We start from the raw sequence: 21,271 nt of genomic DNA on the forward strand, positions 1-21,271 counted from the left end.
GAGCCGAGGCTCAGGAGACGCCCAGCTCCTTGGCGTTGTTCTTCAGGTCCTCGATGCCACCGCACATGAAGAACGCCTGCTCCGGGAAGTGGTCGTACTCGCCGTCGCAGATCGCGTTGAAGGCCGCGATCGACTCGTCCAGCGGGACGTCCGACCCGTCGACGCCGGTGAACTGCTTGGCGACGTGGGTGTTCTGGGACAGGAAGCGCTCCACGCGACGGGCGCGGTGGACGACGAGCTTGTCCTCTTCGCCCAGCTCGTCGATACCGAGGATCGCGATGATGTCCTGCAGGTCCTTGTACTTCTGCAGGATGTTCTTCACGCGCATCGCGGCCTGGTAGTGGTCCGCCGCGATGTACCGCGGGTCGAGGATGCGGGACGTCGAGTCCAGCGGGTCCACGGCCGGGTAGATGCCCTTCTCGGAGATCGGACGGGACAGAACCGTCGTCGCGTCGAGGTGGGCGAAGGTGGTGGCCGGGGCAGGGTCGGTCAGGTCGTCCGCGGGGACGTAGATCGCCTGCATCGAGGTGATCGAGTGACCACGGGTCGAGGTGATGCGCTCCTGGAGGAGACCCATCTCGTCGGCCAGGTTCGGCTGGTAGCCCACCGCGGAGGGCATGCGGCCGAGCAGGGTCGACACCTCGGAACCCGCCTGGGTGAAGCGGAAGATGTTGTCGATGAAGAACAGCACGTCCTGCTTCTGGACGTCGCGGAAGTACTCGGCCATGGTCAGGCCGGCCAGCGCGACGCGCAGACGGGTGCCCGGCGGCTCGTCCATCTGACCGAAGACCAGCGCGGTCTTGTCGATGACGCCCGACTCGCTCATCTCGTCGATGAGGTCGTTGCCCTCACGGGTGCGCTCACCGACACCGGCGAACACGGAGACACCGTCGTGGTTGTTGGCGACGCGGTAGATCATCTCCTGGATGAGCACCGTCTTGCCGACGCCGGCGCCGCCGAACAGACCGATCTTGCCGCCCTTGACGTACGGGGTCAGCAGGTCGATGACCTTGACACCGGTCTCGAACATCTCGGTCTTCGACTCGAGCTCGTCGAAGTTCGGGGCCTTGCGGTGGATCGGCCAGCGCTCACCGTCGTAGCTCTCGTCGACGTTCAGCACCTCGCCGAGGGTGTTGAACACCTTGCCCTTGGTGAAGTCGCCGACGGGGACGGAGATGGCCGAGCCCGTGTCGGTCACCGGGGCCTGGCGGACCAGACCGTCGGTGGGCTGCATGGAGATGGTGCGGACCAGGCCGTCACCGAGGTGCTGGGCGACCTCGAGGGTCAGCGTCTTGAGCTCACCCTCCTTGGCCGGGTCGGCCACCTCGACGTGCAGCGCGTTGTAGATGTCCGGCATCGCGTCGACGGGGAACTCCACGTCGACGACCGGGCCGATGACCCGGGCGACGCGGCCCGTGGCCGTCGCGGTCTCAACAGTGGTGGTCATTAGTTGTCACTCCCCGCGTTCGCGTCGGCCAGGGCACTGGCGCCACCGACGATCTCGCTGATTTCCTGGGTGATTTCGGCCTGGCGGGCCGCGTTGGCAAGACGGGAGAGCGTGTTGATCAGCTCGCCCGCGTTGTCGGTGGCCGACTTCATCGCGCGCCGGGTGGCGGCGTGCTTGGAGGCAGCCGACTGCAGCAGCGCGTTGTAGATGCGGCTTTCGACGTAGCGCGGCAGCAGGGCGTCGAGGACGTCCTCCGCCGACGGCTCGAAGTCGTAGAGCGGAAGGATCTCGTCCTTCGTGCCCGACTCCTCGGCCACCTCGTCGAGGCTCAGCGGCAGCAGCCGGGAGTCGACCGCCGTCTGCGTCATCATCGAGACGAACTCGGTGTAGACGATGTGGAGCTCGTCCACACCGCCCTCGGCCGTGTCCTTCTCGATGGCCTCGATCAGCGGCGCCGCGACCTTCTTGGCGTCCGCGTACGAGGGCTCGTCGGTGAAGCCCGCGAACGACTCCGCGACCTTGCGCTCGCGGAAGTTGTAGTGGGCCAGACCGCGCCGGCCGACGATGTACGTGTCGACCTGCCGGCCCTCGCGCTCGAGGCGCTCGGTCAGCTGCTCCGCGGCCTTGATGGCGTTGGAGTTGAAGGCGCCGGCCAGACCGCGGTCGCTCGTGAGGAGCAGGACCGCGGCACGGGTCGGGTTGTCCGCCTCCGTGGTGAGCGGGTGCTTCGTGTTCGACCCGGTACCGACCGCCGTGACCGCGCGGGTGAGTTCCCGCGCGTACGGCGTGGAGGCCGCCACCTTGCGCTGCGCCTTGACGACGCGCGAGGCGGCGATCATCTCCATCGCCTTGGTGATCTTCTTGGTCGCGGTGACGGATCGGATGCGACGCTTGTAGACCCGGAGCTGGGCTCCCATGAGTCAGGTCCCTTCCTTACGTCACTTGGCGGCGGACGGGGCGTCCTCGCCGAGCAGCTTGCCGTCCGAGGTCTCGAACTGCTTCTTGAACGCGGCGATGGCGTCACCGACGGCCTGCAGGGTGTCGTCGGACATCTTGCCGCCCTCGCGGATGGAGGTCATGAGGCCCTGCTCCTGGCGGTGCAGGTACTCGAGCAGCTCCTTCTCGAAGCGGCGGATGTCGGCGACCGGCACCTCGTCCATCTTGCCGGTGGTGCCGGCCCAGACGGAGACGACCTGGTCCTCGGTGGCCATCGGCTGGTACTGGTCCTGCTTCAGCAGCTCGACCATGCGCTGACCGCGCTCCAGCTGCGACTTCGACGCGGCGTCCAGGTCGGAACCGAAGGCGGCGAACGCCTCCAGCTCACGGAACTGGGCGAGGTCCACGCGGAGCCGGCCGGAGACCTGCTTCATGGCCTTGTGCTGGGCGGAGCCACCGACGCGGGAGACCGAGATACCGACGTTCAGGGCCGGACGCTGACCGGCGTTGAACAGGTCGGACTCCAGGAAGCACTGGCCGTCGGTGATGGAGATGACGTTGGTCGGGATGAACGCCGAGACGTCGTTGGCCTTGGTCTCGACGATCGGCAGACCGGTCATCGAGCCGGCACCCATGTCGTCGGAGAGCTTCGCGCAGCGCTCCAGCAGACGGGAGTGCAGGTAGAAGACGTCACCGGGGTAGGCCTCGCGGCCCGGCGGGCGGCGCAGCAGCAGCGACACGGCGCGGTAGGCGTCGGCCTGCTTCGACAGGTCGTCGAAGATGATCAGGACGTGCTTGCCCTCGTACATCCACTGCTGGCCGATGGCCGAGCCGGTGTACGGCGCCAGGTACTTGAAGCCGGCCGGGTCGGATGCCGGGGCGGCGACGATGGTCGTGTACTCCAGCGCGCCGTTCTCCTCCAGCGCGCGGCGGACCGACGCGATGGTGGAGCCCTTCTGACCGATGGCGACGTAGATGCAGCGGACCTGCTTGTTCGGGTCGCCGGTGCGCCAGTTGTCGCGCTGGTTGATGATCGTGTCGACGGCCAGGGCGGTCTTGCCGGTCTGACGGTCGCCGATGATCAGCTGACGCTGACCGCGGCCGATCGGCGTCATGGCGTCGACGGCCTTGTAGCCGGTCTCCATCGGCTCGTGCACCGACTTGCGCTGCATGACCGTGGGGGCCTGCAGCTCGAGGGCGCGGCGACCCGAGGTCTCGATCTCGCCGAGGCCGTCGATCGCGTTGCCGAGGGGGTCGACGACGCGGCCGAGGTAGCCCTCGCCGACGGCCACGGAGAGGACCTCACCGGTACGCGAGACCGGCTGCCCCTCCTCGATGCCGCTGAACTCACCGAGGACGATGGCACCGATCTCGCGCTCCTCGAGGTTGAGGGCGAGGCCGAGGGTGCCGTCCTCGAACTTCAGCAGTTCGTTGGCCATGGCCGAGGGCAGGCCCTCGACCTTCGCGATGCCGTCGCCGGCAAGGGTGACCGTACCGACCTCCTCGCGCGAGGCCGCGTCCGGCTTGTACGACTGGACGAAGTTCTCCAGTGCGTCCCGGATCTCCTCCGGCCGGATCGTGAGCTCCGCCATCTGAGTTCCCTGCTCTCCTTGTTGGGCCCGAAGTTTCACTTGGGGGGTATTCCACGAGTCGGGACTCCCCCCAATGAGAGGTGAATCCTCTGCACGGCCCAACCAGGGCCGTCGTAAGTACGTACTGCTACTGCTGTTACTTGCTGTGCTGTTGTCGCGACTGCCGTCGCGGGAAGCGTCAGCTCGCCAGACGGCGGCCGGCGTCCTCCAGGCGGTCCGCGATGGAGCCGTTGATGACCTCGTCACCGACCTGCACCCGGATTCCGCCGAGAACCTCGGGGTCCACGTCGAGGTTGAGGTGCATCGGACGGCCGTAGACCTTCGCGAGGGCCGCGCCGAGGCGCTGCTTCTGCGTGTCGCTCAGCGGCACCGCCGAGGTGACCACGGCGACCATCCGGTCGCGCCGGTCGGCGGCGAGCTTGGACAGGGACTCGAGTCCCGACTCCAGGCTACGTCCCCGGGGCGCGGTGACAAGGCGCGTCACCAGACGCTCGGTGGTCCGCTCCGCCCGGCCGCCGAGCAGGCCGCGCAGCAGCTCGCTCTTGGCCGCGGTGGTGGCCGACCGGTTGGTGAGCGCGGCGCGCAGCTCGGTGTTGGAGGAGACGATCCGGCCGAACCGGAACAGCTCGTCCTCCACGTTGTCGAGCCGGCCCCGCTTCTGGGCGGCGGTGAGGTCGGCGGTGTTCGCCAGCTCCTCCAGCGCGTCCACCAGGTCGCGGGACTGCGACCAGCGGGAGCGCACCATGCCGGCCACCAGGTCGACGGCCTGGCCGCTGACCTGGGTGCCGAGGAGACGCTGGGCGAGTTCCGCCTTGGCCTCGCCCGACTGCGCCGGGTCGGTGAGGACCCGACGCAGCGACACCTCGCGGTGGAGGAGCGCGGTGACGGCGGCCAGCTCGTCGGCGAGCGAGCCGGCGTCCACGGACGTGGAGTCCGTCAGCGCGTCGAGACGCTCACGTGCGGCGGCAAGGGCCTCGCGGCTCGCTCCGTTCATCGGGTCGCCTCTGCCTTCGTCGCCTTGTCGTCCAGCTCGTCCAGGAAGCGGTCGATCACACGGCTCTGGCGGGCGTGGTCCTCGAGGGACTCGCCGACCAGCTTGCCGGCCAGCTGGGTCGCCAGCTGTCCGACGTCCTGGCGCAGCGCGGACGCGGCGGCCTTGCGGTCGGCCTGGATCTGGGCGTGACCGGCGGCGATGATCTCCTCACGCTGCCGCTGGCCTTCCGCGCGCATCTCGGCGATGAGCGTGGCGCCCTGCTCCTGCGCCTCCTGACGCAGTCGCGCGGCCTCGTGCCGGGCCTCGGCGAGCTGGGCCTTGTACTGCTCGAGGACGCTCTGGGCCTCGGTCTGCGCGGCCTCGGCCTTCTCGATACCGCCCTCGATGGCCTCGCGACGCTCTTCCAGAACCTTGTTGATGTTCGGGAGGAGCTTCCAGGCGAGGAAGCCGAAGACGATGACGAAGGCGATCAGGCCGATGACGAGCTCGGGGATCGGCGGGACGAGGGGATTCTCCATCTCCTCGGCCGCGATCTGAAGCATCGGGCTCATGGGTTTGCCTTTCGTCTAGTCGGCGGGAAGTTGATCCGCGATTACTTGCCGTAGACGAACGGCATGACCAGACCGATCAGGGCGAGCGCCTCACAGAAGGCGAAGCCGAGGATCTGGTTGGCGCGGATCAGGCCGGCCGCCTCGGGCTGACGGGCCAGGGCCTGGGTGCCGTTACCGAAGATGATGCCGACGCCGACGCCGGGGCCGATGGCAGCGAGGCCGTAACCGATGGAGCCGAGCGAGCCGGAAACAGCGGCAAGGGTCTGGGACATGCCAGTTCTTCCTTTTCTTTACGGACCGGTGGGGGTTGGCCACCGGACGATCAGGGGGTGTGGGGCGGGGGCGCTCAGTGGTGTTCGGCGAGCGCGCCCTGGATGTACGTGCACGTGAGGAGCACGAAGACGTACGCCTGAAGTGCCTGGATGAAAAGTTCGAAGGCGGTCATGATGATCGTCATCACGAACGAGACCCCGGCGTAGGCGATGCCGATGCCGTTCAGCAGGTACCAGCTGGCGATCGTGAAGAGCAGCAGCAGGGTGTGACCCGCGAACATGTTGGCGAAGAGCCGCACCGCGTGCGTGAAGGGCCGGACCAGCAGGTTCGAGAAGAACTCGATGAGCATGGCCAGCGGCAGAACAGCGCCCAAGGACTTGTCGTAGCCGGTGACGTTCTTGAAGAAGCCAACGAAGCCGTGGCGCTTGAACGTCAGCGAGACCCAGAGGATGTAGACGATGGCCGCCATCACAGCCGGGTAGGCGATGATCGACGTCACCGGGAACTGGGCGACCGGGATGATCGACCAGAGGTTCATCATCCAGATGAAGAAGAAGAGCGAGACGACCAGCGGGACGTACTTCTCGCCTTCCTTCTTGCCGATGGTCTCGTAGACAACGCCGCGACGGATGAAGTCGTAACCGGTCTCGGCGACCATCTGCAGCTTGCCCGGCACGACCTTCGGCTTACTGAAGGCCGCCCAGAAGAAGCCGATGATGACAACGGAACCGAGCAGGGCCAGCAGCATCGGCTTGTTGAAGTACAGGTTGCTGTCCGCATCGCCCCAAAGGGGCTCGAACAGGAACGAGTGCAGGCCGGGAGCCGGGAAGCCACAGCCGTCGAAGATGTGGCAGTCGGTCTCGAAGGCGAGCACCTGCGTCGGGTCAGCACTCACCGCGGGCTCCTTCAGCGTGGCGCATGGATACGGCAACCTCGTTGTGTCGGCGCGGCGCGGGGCCGCTGTTCGGCACGGGACTGGTGTTTCGGGTGTGGGGGCGGCTGTGGGGCATCTCGCCTCGCGATTCAGCAGGCGTCAGCTCGGATGCCCGCGCCCGCGATGCCGCAGTTGGCACCGGACGATAGCAGGACTTCACATGCCTCTTTATCCCGGCCCTACCCCTCACGACGAGTGGCCCGTCTTCTCGGGCTTCTCGCTCGACGACTCGGGTTCGACGTAGAGGATCTTGGCCTTCATGTGCGCCCGCGTCTGCGCGGCGATCCACGCGAGCGTGACGGCGACCAGAGTGATCGCGAAGGACCGGGGGTTGAACAGCGTCGTGTTCTTGAACGCGGCGAGGAAGACGAACAGCAGCAGGATCTGTGCCGCGTAGAGCATCAGGCCCATCGCCTGGAAAAGGTGCGGAAGCGATTTGGCGGTGCGCTGCAGGACGTAGAGCCCGATTCCCATGAAGAGCATCGCCACCACGGTCGCGACGACGGCTCCGATCGCGCCCTTGCCGCCGGCGACCACGCCGCTGACGACGGCGGCTACTGCGCCGACGGCAGCCGTGGGCACGGCAGCCTGAAGCAAGGTCCGGACGTCATTGGACGGCATGGCGGCAACTCCGCTTTCAACACACAGGGGGCAGGTGTCGTCATGGACGAGCGTAGCCCCGAGCCGGACGAGGTCCTCACTTACAAGAGACCGTCGCACTACGGTCCTTGGGCTCTACCCGGGGGATACTCGTGAACCGTATCACAAACTATTTGATGAGGTCTTTACCTCTGGGTGTGCTTGCTGTCACACGTGAGAGTGACCGTGCGCGTTTGTGCAATTACTACGCCAACTTGTCTGGTAATGCGGCATTTAGCCGCTCTCACCTCGTCCGCGAACGGGAGCCGAGGGCGGTCGCTCCGTTGACGCCCGAGGCGCCCGCGGTGACCGGAACCCGCTCCTCGTCCGCGAGTTCGTTCGCGACCGCCTCGCTCCCGCTCGCGGTGACGGTGGCCGCTTTGCGGCGCCGGTAGCGCGGCGGCACGAAGCCCTCGGCCCAGCGGGGAGCGCGCGGGGTGAACCGCGGCAGCAGGAGCAGCACCAGGCCGATCGCACTGAGGAAGACGACGCTCAGCACGATCCACATCGAAGCGGCGTTCACGGAGTAGGCGAGGGCGCCGAAGGCGATCAGCGCCGAGAAGAAGTACATGATCAGCACCGCGCGGCTGTGCGAGTGGCCGATCTCCAGCAGCCGGTGGTGCAGGTGCCCCCGGTCCGCGGCGAACGGCGACTGGCCCCGCCAGGTGCGGCGCACGATCGCGAGGATCAGGTCGGCGGCCGGGATGGCGATGATGGTCAGCGGCATCAGCAGCGGGATGTACACGGGCACCATCTGGTGCACGGCGTTGCGTTCGGAACCGGAGAACAGCTTCATCACGTCCGGGTCGACCTGCCCGGTGACCGAGATCGCGCCGGCCGCCAGCACCAGCCCGATCAGCATCGAGCCGGAGTCGCCCATGAAGATCCGGGCGGGATGCATGTTGTGCGGGAGGAAGCCGAGGCACATGCCCATGAGGATGGCCGCGAAGAGCGAGGCGGGTGCCGCGGCCTCGATGCCGTACGAGTACCAGATCCGGTAGGCGTACATGAAGAACGCCGCCGCAGCGATGCACACCATGCCCGCCGCGAGACCGTCCAGACCGTCCACGAAGTTGACCGCGTTGATGGTGATGACGACGAGGGCCACCGTCAGCAGCGTGCCCTGCCACTGGGTGAGCGCGACCGTGCCGACGCCCGGCAGCGGGATCCACAGGATGGTCAGGCCCTGGACCACCATGACGCCGGCGGCGATCATCTGGCCGCCGAGCTTGATCAGGGCGTCGATCTCGAACTTGTCGTCCAGGACGCCGATCAGCCAGATCAGGGCGGCTCCGGAGAGCAGGGCGCGCGGCTCGTTGGACTTCTCGAAGACCTCGCTGAGGTTGGTGAGGTGGTCGGCGACCAGCAGGCCGGCGCACAGCCCGAAGAACATCGCGATCCCGCCGAGCCGCGGAGTGGGTTCCCGGTGCACGTCACGTGCCCGGATCTCCGGCATCGCTCCCGCCACGATCGCGAACTTCCGTACCGGCCCTGTCAGCAGATACGTCACCGCGGCCGTGATGCAGAGCGTCAGCAGGTATTCACGCACGGGCTTCCCCACAGGTCTCGCTGGCCATCCTCAACCTCACACCCTAGCGATGCGCACGGCGATGCAACGCATACGGTTGAGGACTTACGGGTAGCGACGATGGTTGCACGTGTGGCTGAGCAGGGGGCTGTGTACGCCTGTACGTCTACCCGTCCTCAGTCCGGATACGGGGGGAATTGCGCGGTCAGGTCCCGTACGTCGGCCCGGGCCCCGGCCGGGTCCGTGGTGCCGCGCAGCACCCCGGCGAGCAGCGTGGCCACCGCCCGCATCTCCCGCTCCCCCATGCCCTGCGTGGTCACCGCCGCCGTGCCCAGGCGCAGGCCGCGGGCGTCGTCGTGCGGGAGTGCGCAGCAGTCCAGGACGATCCCGGCCGCCGCGAGCCGCCCCCGGGCGGTCTTGCCGTCGACGCCGAGCGGGGCGGGGTCGGCGGTGAGCAGGTGGGTGTCGGTGCCGCCGGTGGTGACGACCAGGCCCTCGGCCGCGAGGTGGGCGGCGAGGGCGCGGGCGTTGGCGACCACCTGGTGGGCGTAGGCGGCGTACGCGGGGGTGGCCGCCTCGCCGAAGGCGACGGCCTTGGCGGCGATGGTGTGCATCTGGGCGCCGCCCTGTGTGAACGGGAAGACGGCCCGGTCCACCCGCTCGGCCAGTTCGCTTCCGCACAGGATCATGCCGCCGCGGGGTCCGCGCAGCACCTTGTGCGTGGTGGCGCAGACGATGTCGGCGTACGGCACGGGGCTGGGCGCCGCTCCCCCGGCGACCAGCCCGATCGGGTGCGCGGCGTCCGCGATGAGGTGGGCGCCCACCTCGTCGGCGATGTCGCGGAAGGCGGCGTAGTCGAGGTGGCGGGGGTAGGCGATGGAGCCGCAGACGATCGCCTTGGGCCGGCGGGCGCGGGCCAGGGTGCGGACCTGGTCGTAGTCGATCAGCCCGGTCTCCGCGTCCACGCCGTAGCCGACGAAGTCGAACCAGCGGCCGGAGAAGTTCGCCGGTGAGCCGTGGGTGAGGTGGCCGCCGTACGGCAGGCCGAGGGCGAGGACGGTGTCGCCGGGGCGCAGCAGGGCGGCGTAGGCGGCCAGCACGGCGGAGGAGCCGGAGTGGGGCTGCACGTTGGCGTGCTCGGCGCCGAAGAGGGCCCGGGCGCGGTCGGCGGCCAGCCGCTCGGCGACGTCGACGATCTCGCAGCCGCCGTGGTGGCGGGCGCCCGGGTAGCCCTCGGCGTACTTGTTGGCCAGCGGGGAGCCGAGGGCGGCCAGCACGGCGGGGGACGTGAAGTTCTCGGCGGCGATCAGCTGCAGGGTCGTCGACTGCCGGCGGTCTTCGGCGTACAGGATCTCGGCCAGCTCGGGATCCTGGCGCGACAGGACTCCGAGCGAGCTGTCATCGGCCTCGATGATGTCGTGGGTGACCGACATGGTGCGCTCCGGGCGTGCGTCGACGGTGACGTACGACCAATGTAGGCCCGGCACGGCGAAGCCGCCCGGCGTGCGCACGGGGCTCCGCGCGGCCCCAGGACGGCGCGGGGCGCTCTCGGCGGCGCCGTGCCACCGGGGCCCGTCCCGCACGGGTCGAATCGCCTCACGCCCTACGCTCGCGCCGGAACGCCCGTCAGTGCCGTCACCACCGGGTCCAGCGCCTGGTGTATCTCGTCGCCGATGGAGCGGAAGAAGGTCAGCGGGGCGCCGTAGGGGTCGTACACCTCGTCCGCCTCCGCCGTCGGGGCCAGCAGCCACCCGCGTAGAGCGGCGGCGGCGCGGACCAGGGCGCGTGCGCGGGTGACCACGCCGTCCTCCAGGGGCGGCAGCGTCGCCGGGTCGATGGCGTTCACCAGGCGGGTGAACTCCTTCAGCGTGAAGGTGCGCAGGCCCGCCGAGTGGCCCATGGAGATGACCTGGGCCCGGTGGTCCCGGGTCGCGGTGAGGACGAGGTCCGCGCGGATCACGTGCTCGTCGAGCAGCTCGCGGCCGGTGAACCCGGCCGGGTCGGCGCCGAAGTCCGTGAGGACGGTCTCGGCGTTCGCTTCCATGGGGGCGCCCTCGTGGCCCCAGGTCCCGGCGCTCTCCACGATCAGGCCGCCGCCGAGGACGCCGAGCCGCTCCTGCACCGCGTGCCGGGTCAGCCGCTCGGTGATGGGCGAGCGGCAGACGTTTCCGGTGCTGACGTGGAGGATGCGGAAGCTGTCGCGCGGAAGTCCGACGAACGTGGTCGTGATCTCCGCGGCGCGTTCCCCGTTGCCTATGCCACGCCCCGTCTCAGGGGCCGTCAATTCGCCACCTCGAGGTCGGGTACTACCTTCCGCAGCTCCTCCGCCGACAGCGCGCCCGCACGCAGCAGGACCGGCACCTCGCGGGTGACGTCGACGATGGACGACGGGACGTTGCCGGGGGTGGGGCCGCCGTCGAGGTAGACGGAGACGGAGTCGCCGAGCATCTGCTGGGCGGCGTCGCAGTCCTCGGGGGCCGGGTGGCCGGTCAGGTTGGCGGAGGAGACGGCCATGGGGCCGACCTCGGTGAGCAGCTCGATGGCGACGGGGTGCAACGGCATCCGCACGGCGACCGTGCCGCGGGTCTCGCCGAGGTCCCACTGCAGGGACGGCTGGTGCTTGGCGACCAGGGTCAGCGCGCCGGGCCAGAAGGCGTCGACGAGTTCCCAGGCCATCTCGGAGAAGTCCGTGACCAGGCCGTGCAGGGTGTTGGGCGAGCCGATGAGGACCGGGGAGGGCATGTTGCGGCCACGCCCCTTGGCCTCCAGCAGGTCGCCGACGGCCTCCGCGGTGAAGGCGTCGGCGCCGATGCCGTACACGGTGTCCGTCGGCAGCACCACGAGCTCGCCACGGCGGACGGCGGACGCGGCCTCGCGCAGACCGGTCACTCGGTCGGTCGCGTCGTTGGTGTCGTAACGCCGTGCCATTTAGCGGGCCTCCTCGTACACGTACTGCGGGTCGGGGGTCGTCGGGGTGTTCACGGCAGCGCCTTGCGGGCCGTCGCGAACCTGGGCCGGTTGTTGAGGTCCGGGTGGTCGGCCGCGTCGGCCCAGCCCCGCTCCTCGGTGAAGATCCAGGGCACCTGGCCGCCCTGGGTGTCGGCGTGCTCGACGACGACCACGCCGCCGGGGCGCAGCAGGCGGTGCGCGGTGCGTTCCAGGCCGCGGATGAGGTCGAGGCCGTCCTCGCCGGAGAACAGGGCCAGTTCGGGGTCGTGGTCGCGGGCCTCGGGGGCGACGTACTCCCACTCGGTGAGCGGGATGTACGGCGGGTTGGACACCACCAGGTCGACCTGGCCGTCGAGGTCCGGGAAGGCGGTCAGGGCGTCGCCCTGGCGCAGTTCGACCCTGGACCCCTCCATGTTCTTGCGCGTCCACTTCAGGGCGTCCTCGGACAGCTCCACGGCGTACACGCGCGAGCGCGGCACCTCTTGGGCGAGCGCGAGCGCGATGGCGCCCGAGCCGGTGCACAGGTCGACGATGCAGGGCTCGACGACGTCCATGGCACGCACCGCGTCTATGGCCCAGCCGACGACCGACTCGGTCTCGGGGCGGGGCACGAAGACGCCGGGGCCGACCTGAAGCTCCAGGTAGCGGAAGTAGGCGCGGCCGGTGATGTGCTGCAACGGCTCGCGCGCCTCCCGGCGGGCGACGACCTCCCAGTACCGGGCGTCGAAGTCCGCGTCCGGCACGGTGTGCAGCTCGCTCCGCTTGACGCCGTGGAGATGCGCGGCGAGCTCCTCCGCGTCGGTGCGCGGCGAGGGCACGCCGGCGTCGGCCAGCCGCTGGGTGGCCTGGGCCACCTCCGCGAGCAGCAGGTTCACGCTGGTCCTCCGGGGCTGAGCTGGTCGTCCGGTACGGGGTTGCGGGGCGGGGCGGGGCTCAGGCTGCGGCGAGCTTGGCCGCCGAGTCCGCGTCGACGCAGGCCTGGATCACCGAGTCGAGGTCGCCGTCCAGGACCTGGTCCAGGTTGTACGCCTTGAAGCCGACGCGGTGGTCCGAGATGCGGTTCTCCGGGAAGTTGTACGTGCGGATCTTCTCGGAGCGGTCGACGGTGCGGACCTGGCTGCGCCGGGCGTCCGCGGCCTCCTTCTCCGCCTCCTCCTGCGCCGCCGCGAGCAGCCTGGAGCGCAGGATACGCATGGCCTGCTCCTTGTTCTGGAGCTGGCTCTTCTCGTTCTGGCACGAGGCGACGACTCCGGTCGGGATGTGCGTGATGCGCACGGCGGAGTCGGTGGTGTTGACGGACTGGCCGCCGGGTCCGGAGGAGCGGTAGACGTCGATGCGGAGGTCGTTGGGGTTGATCTCGACGTCGATCTCCTCGGCCTCGGGGGTCACGAGGACGCCGGCCGCGGAGGTGTGGATCCGGCCCTGGGACTCGGTCGCGGGCACGCGCTGCACGCGGTGCACGCCGCCCTCGTACTTCAGGCGCGCCCAGACGCCCTGGCCGGGCTCGGTGGCGCCCTGGCCGCCCTTGGTCTTCACGGCGACCTGGACGTCCTTGTAGCCGCCCAGCTCGGACTCGGTGGAGTCGATGATCTCGGTCTTCCAGCCGACCCGCTCGGCGTAGCGCAGGTACATGCGCAGCAGGTCGCCGGCGAAGAGCGCCGACTCGTCGCCGCCGGCGCCGGCCTTGATCTCGAGGATGACGTCCTTGTCGTCGCTGGGGTCGCGCGGGACGAGCAGCAGGCGCAGCTTCTCGGTGAGCTCGTCGCGCTGCTTGTCCAGCTCCTTGACCTCGGCGGCGAAGTCGGGGTCGTCGGCCGCGAACTCGCGCGCGGTCTCGATGTCGTCGCCGGTCTGCTTCCAGGAGCGGAACGTGGCGACGATCGGGGTCAGCTCGGCGTACCGCTTGTTCAGCTTGCGCGCGTTCGCCTGGTCGGAGTGGACCGACGGGTCGGCGAGCTTCTTCTCCAGGTCGGCGTGCTCGGCGACGAGTTCCTCGACGGCCTCGAACATCTTGGGCTCCTGCTACTGCGTGGGAAGGGAAGACGGGCGACCAAAAACGCCGGTCCCGGCGCTCCCCGGGCAGGGGATGCGGCCGTGGACCGGCGGTTGGAGGCTCGCTACTTCTTGGAGCCGGCGGCCTTGCCGAAGCGGGCCTCGAAGCGGGCCACGCGGCCACCGGTGTCGAGGATCTTCTGCTTGCCCGTGTAGAACGGGTGGCACTCGGAGCAGACCTCGGCGCGGATGGTGCCGCTCTCGATCGTGCTGCGGGTGGTGAACGACGCGCCACAGGTGCAGCTGACCTGCGTCTCGACGTACTCGGGGTGGATGTCGCGCTTCAAGGTGTCTCCTACTGTTCCGGGAGGGCGCCGGGTCGCAGCCGCGGGATGCGGGAGCGTGAACCGGAGCCGACGTACCAGTCTGCCAGGACTGGCGCCATCCCCCAAAACCGGGGGGCGCCGGGAACTATTCCCCGGTGTTCACGACGCCCTTGGCCTCACCGGTGGCCGTTCCCTCCGTCGCCGACTTCGGGATCGGACGGTCGTTCTTCAGGGCCGTCCAGACCTGGTCGGCCTTGGTCTTCTCCAGCAGCACCCGGTTCGGGTCCGCGGGGTCGTAGACCACCGGCATGGTGACCATGTGCATCTTGTCCGGGCCGATGCCCTTCAGCCCGGTCGCGAAGGACATCAGGGAGTTCACCGAGCCCAGGTCGGAGTCGGTGGTCACGGTCTTGGTGGCGGTGTCGGCGATGTCGTACAGCTTCTTGGGGTTGCCGAGCAGGCCGATGTCCTTGACCTGGTCGACCAGGGCCTTGACGAAGGCCTGCTGGAGCTGGATGCGGCCGAGGTCGGAGCCGTCGCCGACGCCGTGCCGGGTGCGGACCAGGCCGAGGGCCTGCTCGCCGTCGAGCCGGTGGGTGCCGGCCCGGAGGTCGAGGTGGCTGTCGGGGTCCTTGATGTCCTCGGTGGTGGTGACCTCGACGCCGCCGAGGTCGTCGATGAGGTTCTGGAAGCCGCTGAAGTCGACCTCCAGGTAGTGGTCCATGCGCAGGCCGCTGATCGACTCGACGGTCTTCACGGCGCAGGCGGCGCCGGTGGAGTAGGCGGAGTTGAACATCACGCCGTCGGCGGCGGGGTGGTCGGTGCCGTCGGTGTCGGTGCAGTCGGGGCGGTCGATGAGGGTGTCGCGCGGGATGGAGACCACGCTGGCCTTCTTGTGGCCCTTGTAGACGTGCACGATCATCGCCGTGTCCGAGCGGGCGGTGCCGTCGTCGGTGCCGCCGCCCAGCTTCTTGTTGCCGCCGGAGCGGGTGTCGGAGCCGAGGACCAGGATGTTCTCGGATCCGTTGTCGGCCTTCTCGGGCCGGTCGGCGCCGAGTGCCGCGTCGATGTCGACGCTCGTGAGGTTGCCGTTGAGCTTGAAGTACAGGAAGCCGGCTCCGGTGCCGCCCAGGACCACGATGCCGGCGGCGCTCCAGGCCGCGACGAGCAGGGCCTTGCGGCGGCCCGTTCTGGGCCTGCGGCGGCGGCCCTTGCCCCGGTGGCCGGGTCCGGTGGGGCGGGACTGGCCGGGGCCGGGTATCGCGGGATCCGGCGTGCTCTCGGCGGACATGGGCTCCTCGGTGTTCGTCCGGTCGGTTACCCCCTGCGCTCAGGGTCGGGGCGGTCGGTTCCGGCGGCGGGTTCGGCGCCGGTCCTCACCATGGTCCCTCCGTAGCTCAGACGGCGGAACTCGGGACAGGGTTGCACAACGGACTGTGGCGAACCGGTGCAAAAACGGTGACGGAGCGTGTTCGCGGCGCGCGGGTCCGCGGCCCTGACCTGGGGATCCGCGAGCACCGGCGCCATCCCGTCGGAGCGCCGACCGGGGCGCCCCGTGTGGCGAAGGTCGCAGCCGCGGTCCCGGTGGACGGCGAAGGGGCCGCCCCCGAGGTGGAGGCGGCCCCGGCGGGGAGGCTTCGCTCAGCCGAAGAGGTTGAACGCGTTCCAGCCGCCCCCGACCCGGGTGCGGGTCTTGAACGTGGCCGTGCCGGACTTCCCGGTGCCCTTGTACAGCCACATCACCCCGGAGGTGTCGCGGGCGAGCAGGTCGGGCCGGCCGTCGCCGGTGATGTCACCGGCGGTGGCGAAGGCGCTGTAGACGGACCAGCCGCCACCGACCCTGACCCGGCTGCCGAGCGCCGGCGCGGCCTTCCCGGTGCCCGGGTAGAGCCACAGGACGCCGGAGCCGTCGCGCGCCAGCAGGTCGGGCCTGCCGTCGCGGTTGTAGTCGCCCTTGCCGGTGATCGTGTACTTGGCCCAGCCGCCGCCGATGCGGACCCGGCTGCCGAAGGTGCCGTCGCCCTTGCCGGGGTAGAGCCACAGGACGCCGTACTTGTCCTTGGCGACCAGGTCGGGCAGGGCGTCGCCGGAGAGGTCGCCCGGGACGCGGAGGTCCTTCATCACGTTCCAGCCGCCGCCGACGCGGATCGAGTCGTAGGCGTCGACGCCGTTGAAGGCGAGGGTGTACAGCACGCCGTCCGGGGCGCGGTACACGTAGTCCTGGTAGAAGTCGCGGTCCAGGTCGCCCTGGCGCACCAGGCTCACCCCGCCCCAGTCGCCGAGCGAGGCGCGGTTGTCGAGGTAGGGCCAGCTGTCGCCGAGGGAGTAGTACTCGTACGCCTCGCCGCCGGGGGTGCGGGCGAAGAGGTCCGCGAGGCCGTCGAAGTTCAGGTCGGCGTCGTCGACGCGGGAGTTGACCTCGCCGACGTAGGAGCCGACCTTGGCGTAGACGGCGTAGGCGCCCGAGGCGACGCAGTCCTCGACGCCCCAGGACACGACGCCGGCGATCCGGCCGTTGACCACGAGCGGGCCGCCGGAGTCGCCGTTGCACGGGGAGACCGTACCGGCGTCCTGGCCGGAGGCCGCGTCACCGGCGCAGGCCATCTGACCGGGCACGAAGTCGGAGCCCCAGTACGAGGTGCAGGAGGCGTCCGAGCGCATCGGCACGGTCGCCTTCTTCAGCGTCGGCGAGATGTCCTGGCTGGTGGAGCTGGTGCGCCCCCAGCCGTAGACCGTCGCCGGGGTGCCGTTGGCGTAGGAGGCGGTGTCGCCGCTCGTCGTCGGCCGCAGCGTCTTGTACGGCAGCGCCTCGGTCAGCGTGAGCACCGCCAGGTCACCGCCCGAGGTGGTGCTCGGCCGGTAGGTGGGGTTGACCCACTGGCGCCATACGCCGGCCACCCGGCCGCCGTGCAGGTCGTTGCCGTCGGGCAGTTGGGCGGTGCCGGCGAGGACGGCTCCGTTCGCCGACCAGTCCAGGCCGTACACGCAGTGGGCGGCGGTGAGGACCTTCGCCGGGGCGACCAGGGTGCCGCCGCAGAAGTAGCCCTCGTCGTCGGCGGGGTCGTCGTTGCCCTTGTCGTCGTAGTAGTGCAGCTGCACCATCCACGGCGCCTCGGAGATCGACGCGTCCTTGCCGCCGATGATCTTCGGGTCGATCCTGCCGGAGGGGGCCTCGGCGCTCTCGGTGGCCTCCGGCTGCGCGCTGGCAGCGGTGTCGCCGTCCTTGAGGGCGGCCCCGGAGTCCTCGACCCGCTGCGCCAGCTCGGCCGGGGACGCGGTGGCGGGCCGTTCGGTGACGGCCGGCCGGGGCGGGGCGGGGGTCCCGCCGGACGCCTGGGCGGGGGCGGCCGCGAGGACCGCGCCCGACAGGGCGAGTGCGGCGGTGGCCGCGGGAAGGGCCAGCCGGGCTCTTCGAGGGGTAGATGTCACTCAGGTCTCCTGTCGCTGTGGACGCAGGCAGGAGAGAAGCGCCCGGCGGGCGGCAGGGTCCGTGAAGGCAGCACGGACCGCCGGTTGCCCCGTGGGCGTATCCGAAAATACGTTCCCCCCCACTGCGGTGCGCTGATCCTACAAGCCAGAGGTCCCGCCCCGTCACCGGTGTGACGAAGCGGGACCTCGGGCCGCGATCCGGAGGACCGGCGGTGACTCAGTCGCCGTTGCCGGGCGTCGGGGTCGTCTTCTGGATCTGCATCAGGAACTCGACGTTCGACTTGGTCTGCTTCATCTTGTCGAGGAGCAGCTCGATCGCCTGCTGCTGGTCGAGGGCGTGCAGCACCCGGCGCAGCTTCCAGGTGACGGCGAGCTCCTCGTTGCCGAGCAGGATCTCCTCCTTGCGGGTGCCGGACGCGTCGACGTCCACCGCCGGGAAGATGCGCTTGTCGGCGAGCTTCCGGTCGAGCTTGAGCTCGGCGTTGCCGGTGCCCTTGAACTCCTCGAAGATGACCTCGTCCATGCGGGACCCGGTGTCCACCAGGGCGGTGGCGAGGATGGTCAGCGAACCGCCGTCCTCGATGTTGCGGGCCGCACCGAAGAAGCGCTTCGGCGGGTACAGGGCGGTCGAGTCGACACCACCGGACAGGATGCGGCCGGAGGCCGGGGCGGCGAGGTTGTACGCACGGCCCAGACGCGTGATCGAGTCGAGCAGTACGACGACGTCGTGACCCAGCTCCACCAGGCGCTTGGCGCGCTCGATGGCCAGCTCGGCGACCGTGGTGTGGTCCTCGGCCGGGCGGTCGAAGGTCGAGGAGATGACCTCGCCCTTCACCGACCGCTGCATGTCGGTGACCTCTTCCGGACGCTCGTCGACCAGGACGACCATCAGGTGGCACTCGGGGTTGTTGTGCGTGATCGCGTTGGCGATCGCCTGCATGATCATGGTCTTGCCGGTCTTCGGCGGGGCCACGATCAGACCGCGCTGGCCCTTACCGATCGGCGCGACGAGGTCGATGATGCGGGTGGTGAGGACGCCGGGGTCCGTCTCCAGGCGGAGGCGGTCCTGCGGGTACAGCGGGGTGAGCTTGTTGAACTCCGGGCGGCCGCGGCCGTGTTCGGGCGCCATGCCGTTGACCGAGTCCAGGCGCACCAGCGCGTTGAACTTCTCGCGGCGCTCGCCCTCCTTGGGCTGGCGCACGGCACCGGTGAGGTGGTCGCCCTTGCGCAGGCCGTTCTTGCGGACCTGGGCGAGGGAGACGTACACGTCGTTGGGGCCGGGCAGGTAGCCGGAGGTCCGGATGAACGCGTAGTTGTCGAGGATGTCGAGGATGCCGGCGACCGGGATGAGGACGTCGTCCTCGTTGATCTGCGGCTCCTGGATCTCGTCGCGTCCGCGACGGCCCCGGCGGTCCCGGTAGCGGCCCCGGCGGCCGCGGCGGCCGCCGCCGTCGTCGTCGTAGCCGTCGTCGTGCTGCTGACGGTCCTGGCGTCCGCCGCCCTGCTGCTGGCGGTCCTGACGGCCGCCGCCCTGGTTCTGGTCGTCGCCCTTGTTGCGCCGGTCGCGGCCGCCGCGGTCACCGCGGTCGCCCCGGTCACGGCGGTCGCGACGGCGGCCCTCGCCGCCCTCGCCGTCGGAACGGGCGTCGCCCTGGCCCTGCTGCTGGCCCTGGCCCTGCTGCTGCGACTGCTGCTGGCCCGAGGCGTCGGTCTTCTGCTCGGTGCGGGTCTCGACGGCCACCGTGTCGGTGCCGCCGGACGGGCTGCCCGCGTCGGCGGTGGCCCGGCGACGACGGCGCTCGGAGGGGGCGTCGTCGGCGGGGGCGGCCTGCTCGGCCGCGGCGTTGACCTTGGGGGACGGCTGACCGGGGATCTCGATCTGCTGCTGGGCGGCGGCCTTGTCGGCGTCCGCCTTGTCAGCCTTCTTGTCGGCCTTGCCGGCCTTCTCCGCCCGCTCCGCCTTCTCGGCGGGGGCCTCGTCGCCCGTACGGGCCCGGGAGGTGCTGCGGCGCTTCGGCTTGGTCTCGCCGGCGGTGTCCGCGGCGGCGGGCGCGGCCTTGGCGGGCGCTCCACCCGCGGCCTGCGCCTCCTTGATGACCTCGATCAGCTGGCTCTTGCGCATCCGCGCGGTGCCCCTGATGCCGAGGCCGGATGCGACCTGCTGCAGCTCGGCCAGCACCATGCCCTCGAGGCCGGTACCGCGGCGCCGCCGGGAGCCGGCACCGGTGGCAGGCGCGGAGGCGTCCGTGGCGGGCGCGGCAGCGGTCTCCTCGACACGTGCGCCCATCAGATCGGTGGTGTCGCTCACGAAGGGTCCTTCCCTGGAGCGGACGTCGGCCTGTCTGGCTCGGCGACCGGTTGTGCTGTCCGGCTTCGGTCCTTGCTGTGCGAACCGTGCCGGGGCGGTGGTCCGCCTGAACGGCGGAAGAGATATCTGGTGATGGCGCTTCCCCTAGCCGTGGCACCCGGTGTCTGTGTCATGCGGCGTGGTCGCACCGGTTCCGAAACTCCCCCAGAGGGGGTGACCCCCACCGGTGGGCCGCTCAATGCCCGTGTCGGCCGTACTGATCACGTACGACATCCACTGCACGATGCGGCTTGGGGGGCTCCCGGAAGAATGTCTGTCCCGGACGGGGACACGAGGCACCTCGCCATGGTGGGGTCGGGTGCAGACTTGAGGTTAACACTACCGGATCCAACAAACATTCCCCCTCTCGAAATCCGGCAACCGCTTGCGCGTCTAAATGTCGCCGGATGTCGCCAGCGGCAGGACACTCGCGCCCTGCCCGTCCAGGCTGAGCCGGTTGGCCGCCCAGTCCGTTCCGGCCAGCGCCTCGACCTTGTCGGCCGTGTCGGCGTCGGCCAGGGCCATCACCGTGGGTCCCGCGCCCGAGATCACCGCGGGGATGCCGTCGCCGCGCAGCCGCTCCACCAGCGCCGCGCTCTCCGGCATGGCCGGTGCGCGGTACTCCTGGTGCAGGCGGTCCTCGGTGGCCGGCAGCAGCAGCTCGGGGCGCCTGGTGAGGGCCTCGACGAGCAGCGCGGCGCGGCCGGCGTTGGCGGCGGCGTCGACGTGCGGGACGCTGCGCGGGAGCAGTCCGCGCGCCGTCTGGGTCAGTACCGGCTTTCCGGGCACGAAAACCACCGGAACGATGGAATCGGCGGGCTCCATCCTGATCGCCCGGGCGGCGCCGGACTCCATCCAGGACAGGGTGAAACCGCCGAGCAGACAGGCCGCCACGTTGTCCGGGTGGCCCTCGATCTCGGTGGCGAGGTCGAGCAGCGCGGCGTCGTCGAGGCGGGCCTCGCCGCCTATGGTCACCGCGCGCGCGGCGACGATGCCGGCGCAGATGGCGGCGGAGGAGGAGCCGAGGCCGCGGCCGTGCGGGATGCGGTTGGCGCAGACGATCTCCAGGCCGCGCGGCTGTCCGCCGAGCAGGTCGAAGGCGGTGCGCAGGGAGCGGACGAGGAGGTGCTTCTCGTCGCGCGGGAGGGTCTCGCTGCCCTCACCCGCGATGTCGATGTGCAGCCCGGAGTCGGCCACCCGGACGACCACGTCGTCGTAGAGACCCAGCGCGAGGCCCAGGGCGTCGAAGCCCGGACCGAGATTGGCGCTGGTGGCGGGGACGCGCACCCTGACGGCGGCGGCGCGGAACGCTGGACCGGCCATCGCTAGATGAC

General features: G+C 70.1%; 19 protein-coding genes. All 19 read right to left on the bottom strand.

The genetic code is table 11. The features are described from left to right. Positions 1 to 10 precede the first annotated feature (10 nt). The 19 genes from atpD to thrB all read right to left on the bottom strand — a co-directional run bounded on the left by atpD (position 11) and on the right by thrB (position 21,260). On the bottom strand, positions 11 to 1,447 hold the full coding sequence (gene atpD, locus D1J63_RS11565; RefSeq protein ID WP_102929172.1) for a F0F1 ATP synthase subunit beta: 1,437 nt from the start codon (positions 1,445 to 1,447) through the stop codon (positions 11 to 13). Further along, positions 1,447 to 2,364: a F0F1 ATP synthase subunit gamma gene (locus tag D1J63_RS11570; RefSeq protein WP_102929171.1), complete on the bottom strand. Its 918-nt coding sequence runs from the start codon at positions 2,362 to 2,364 to the stop codon at positions 1,447 to 1,449. The genes atpD and D1J63_RS11570 overlap by 1 nt, the downstream gene beginning before the upstream one ends. 21 nt (positions 2,365 to 2,385) lie before the next feature. After that, on the bottom strand, positions 2,386 to 3,975 hold the full coding sequence (gene atpA / locus D1J63_RS11575; protein ID WP_102929170.1) for a F0F1 ATP synthase subunit alpha: 1,590 nt from the start codon (positions 3,973 to 3,975) through the stop codon (positions 2,386 to 2,388). A 178-nt stretch (positions 3,976 to 4,153) separates the two neighbouring features. Beyond that, positions 4,154 to 4,969, bottom strand: a complete 816-nt coding sequence (locus D1J63_RS11580) for a F0F1 ATP synthase subunit delta (RefSeq protein WP_102929169.1) — start codon at positions 4,967 to 4,969, stop codon at positions 4,154 to 4,156. After that, on the bottom strand, positions 4,966 to 5,520 hold the full coding sequence (locus D1J63_RS11585; RefSeq protein ID WP_102929168.1) for a F0F1 ATP synthase subunit B: 555 nt from the start codon (positions 5,518 to 5,520) through the stop codon (positions 4,966 to 4,968). The genes D1J63_RS11580 and D1J63_RS11585 overlap by 4 nt, the downstream gene beginning before the upstream one ends. Positions 5,521 to 5,561: 41 nt before the next feature. Then, a complete protein-coding gene (atpE, locus tag D1J63_RS11590; protein ID WP_024884520.1) occupies positions 5,562 to 5,792 on the bottom strand; it encodes an ATP synthase F0 subunit C in 231 nt (76 codons plus the stop codon). 74 nt (positions 5,793 to 5,866) lie between these two features. Then, positions 5,867 to 6,688, bottom strand: a complete 822-nt coding sequence (gene atpB / locus D1J63_RS11595) for a F0F1 ATP synthase subunit A (protein ID WP_125628830.1) — start codon at positions 6,686 to 6,688, stop codon at positions 5,867 to 5,869. A 225-nt stretch (positions 6,689 to 6,913) separates the two neighbouring features. After that, positions 6,914 to 7,348 (bottom strand): hypothetical protein, encoded by a 435-nt coding sequence (locus D1J63_RS11600; RefSeq protein WP_125628831.1) that lies wholly within the window; start codon positions 7,346 to 7,348, stop codon positions 6,914 to 6,916. A gap of 262 nt (positions 7,349 to 7,610) precedes the next feature. After that, a complete protein-coding gene (locus tag D1J63_RS11605; protein WP_125628832.1) occupies positions 7,611 to 8,915 on the bottom strand; it encodes an MraY family glycosyltransferase in 1,305 nt (434 codons plus the stop codon). A 155-nt stretch (positions 8,916 to 9,070) separates the two neighbouring features. Further along, complete coding sequence (gene glyA, locus D1J63_RS11610; RefSeq protein WP_125635394.1) at positions 9,071 to 10,327, bottom strand: serine hydroxymethyltransferase; 1,257 nt, start codon at positions 10,325 to 10,327, stop codon at positions 9,071 to 9,073. A 170-nt stretch (positions 10,328 to 10,497) separates the two neighbouring features. Next, on the bottom strand, positions 10,498 to 11,178 hold the full coding sequence (locus D1J63_RS11615; RefSeq protein WP_030402740.1) for a low molecular weight phosphatase family protein: 681 nt from the start codon (positions 11,176 to 11,178) through the stop codon (positions 10,498 to 10,500). Next, positions 11,175 to 11,822 (bottom strand): L-threonylcarbamoyladenylate synthase, encoded by a 648-nt coding sequence (locus D1J63_RS11620; protein WP_125628833.1) that lies wholly within the window; start codon positions 11,820 to 11,822, stop codon positions 11,175 to 11,177. Before D1J63_RS11620 ends, D1J63_RS11615 begins: the two co-directional genes overlap by 4 nt. Positions 11,823 to 11,872: 50 nt before the next feature. Beyond that, a complete protein-coding gene (gene prmC, locus D1J63_RS11625) occupies positions 11,873 to 12,718 on the bottom strand; it encodes a peptide chain release factor N(5)-glutamine methyltransferase (RefSeq protein WP_125628834.1) in 846 nt (281 codons plus the stop codon). Between the two features lie 58 nt (positions 12,719 to 12,776). Further along, entirely contained in the window at positions 12,777 to 13,853 is a 1,077-nt protein-coding gene (gene prfA / locus D1J63_RS11630; RefSeq protein WP_059301454.1) for a peptide chain release factor 1, read from the bottom strand. Positions 13,854 to 13,960: 107 nt separating this feature from the next. Then, positions 13,961 to 14,182: a 50S ribosomal protein L31 gene (gene rpmE, locus D1J63_RS11635; RefSeq protein WP_015657814.1), complete on the bottom strand. Its 222-nt coding sequence runs from the start codon at positions 14,180 to 14,182 to the stop codon at positions 13,961 to 13,963. A 124-nt stretch (positions 14,183 to 14,306) separates the two neighbouring features. After that, on the bottom strand, positions 14,307 to 15,452 hold the full coding sequence (locus D1J63_RS11640) for an LCP family protein (RefSeq protein ID WP_125628835.1): 1,146 nt from the start codon (positions 15,450 to 15,452) through the stop codon (positions 14,307 to 14,309). Between the two features lie 350 nt (positions 15,453 to 15,802). After that, complete coding sequence (locus D1J63_RS11645) at positions 15,803 to 17,590, bottom strand: trypsin-like serine protease (protein WP_125628836.1); 1,788 nt, start codon at positions 17,588 to 17,590, stop codon at positions 15,803 to 15,805. A 217-nt stretch (positions 17,591 to 17,807) separates the two neighbouring features. Next, on the bottom strand, positions 17,808 to 19,898 hold the full coding sequence (gene rho / locus D1J63_RS11650) for a transcription termination factor Rho (protein ID WP_125628837.1): 2,091 nt from the start codon (positions 19,896 to 19,898) through the stop codon (positions 17,808 to 17,810). A gap of 432 nt (positions 19,899 to 20,330) precedes the next feature. Continuing rightward, a complete protein-coding gene (gene thrB / locus D1J63_RS11655; RefSeq protein ID WP_061442531.1) occupies positions 20,331 to 21,260 on the bottom strand; it encodes a homoserine kinase in 930 nt (309 codons plus the stop codon). Positions 21,261 to 21,271 lie beyond the last annotated feature (11 nt).

This window comes from Streptomyces sp. KPB2 (genome assembly GCF_003950055.1).
Lineage (GTDB): Bacteria > Actinomycetota > Actinomycetes > Streptomycetales > Streptomycetaceae > Streptomyces > Streptomyces salinarius.

Coding starts and splice junctions, on each gene's coding strand:
- atpD (WP_102929172.1), bottom strand. CDS start 1,447: ATGACCACCACTGTTGAGACCGCGACGGCCACGGGCCGCGTCGCCCGG.
- D1J63_RS11570 (WP_102929171.1), bottom strand. CDS start 2,364: ATGGGAGCCCAGCTCCGGGTCTACAAGCGTCGCATCCGATCCGTCACC.
- atpA (WP_102929170.1), bottom strand. CDS start 3,975: ATGGCGGAGCTCACGATCCGGCCGGAGGAGATCCGGGACGCACTGGAG.
- D1J63_RS11580 (WP_102929169.1), bottom strand. CDS start 4,969: ATGAACGGAGCGAGCCGCGAGGCCCTTGCCGCCGCACGTGAGCGTCTC.
- D1J63_RS11585 (WP_102929168.1), bottom strand. CDS start 5,520: ATGAGCCCGATGCTTCAGATCGCGGCCGAGGAGATGGAGAATCCCCTC.
- atpE (WP_024884520.1), bottom strand. CDS start 5,792: ATGTCCCAGACCCTTGCCGCTGTTTCCGGCTCGCTCGGCTCCATCGGT.
- D1J63_RS11600 (WP_125628831.1), bottom strand. CDS start 7,348: ATGCCGTCCAATGACGTCCGGACCTTGCTTCAGGCTGCCGTGCCCACG.
- glyA (WP_125635394.1), bottom strand. CDS start 10,327: ATGTCGGTCACCCACGACATCATCGAGGCCGATGACAGCTCGCTCGGA.
- D1J63_RS11620 (WP_125628833.1), bottom strand. CDS start 11,822: ATGGCACGGCGTTACGACACCAACGACGCGACCGACCGAGTGACCGGT.
- prfA (WP_059301454.1), bottom strand. CDS start 13,853: ATGTTCGAGGCCGTCGAGGAACTCGTCGCCGAGCACGCCGACCTGGAG.
- D1J63_RS11640 (WP_125628835.1), bottom strand. CDS start 15,452: ATGTCCGCCGAGAGCACGCCGGATCCCGCGATACCCGGCCCCGGCCAG.
- thrB (WP_061442531.1), bottom strand. CDS start 21,260: ATGGCCGGTCCAGCGTTCCGCGCCGCCGCCGTCAGGGTGCGCGTCCCC.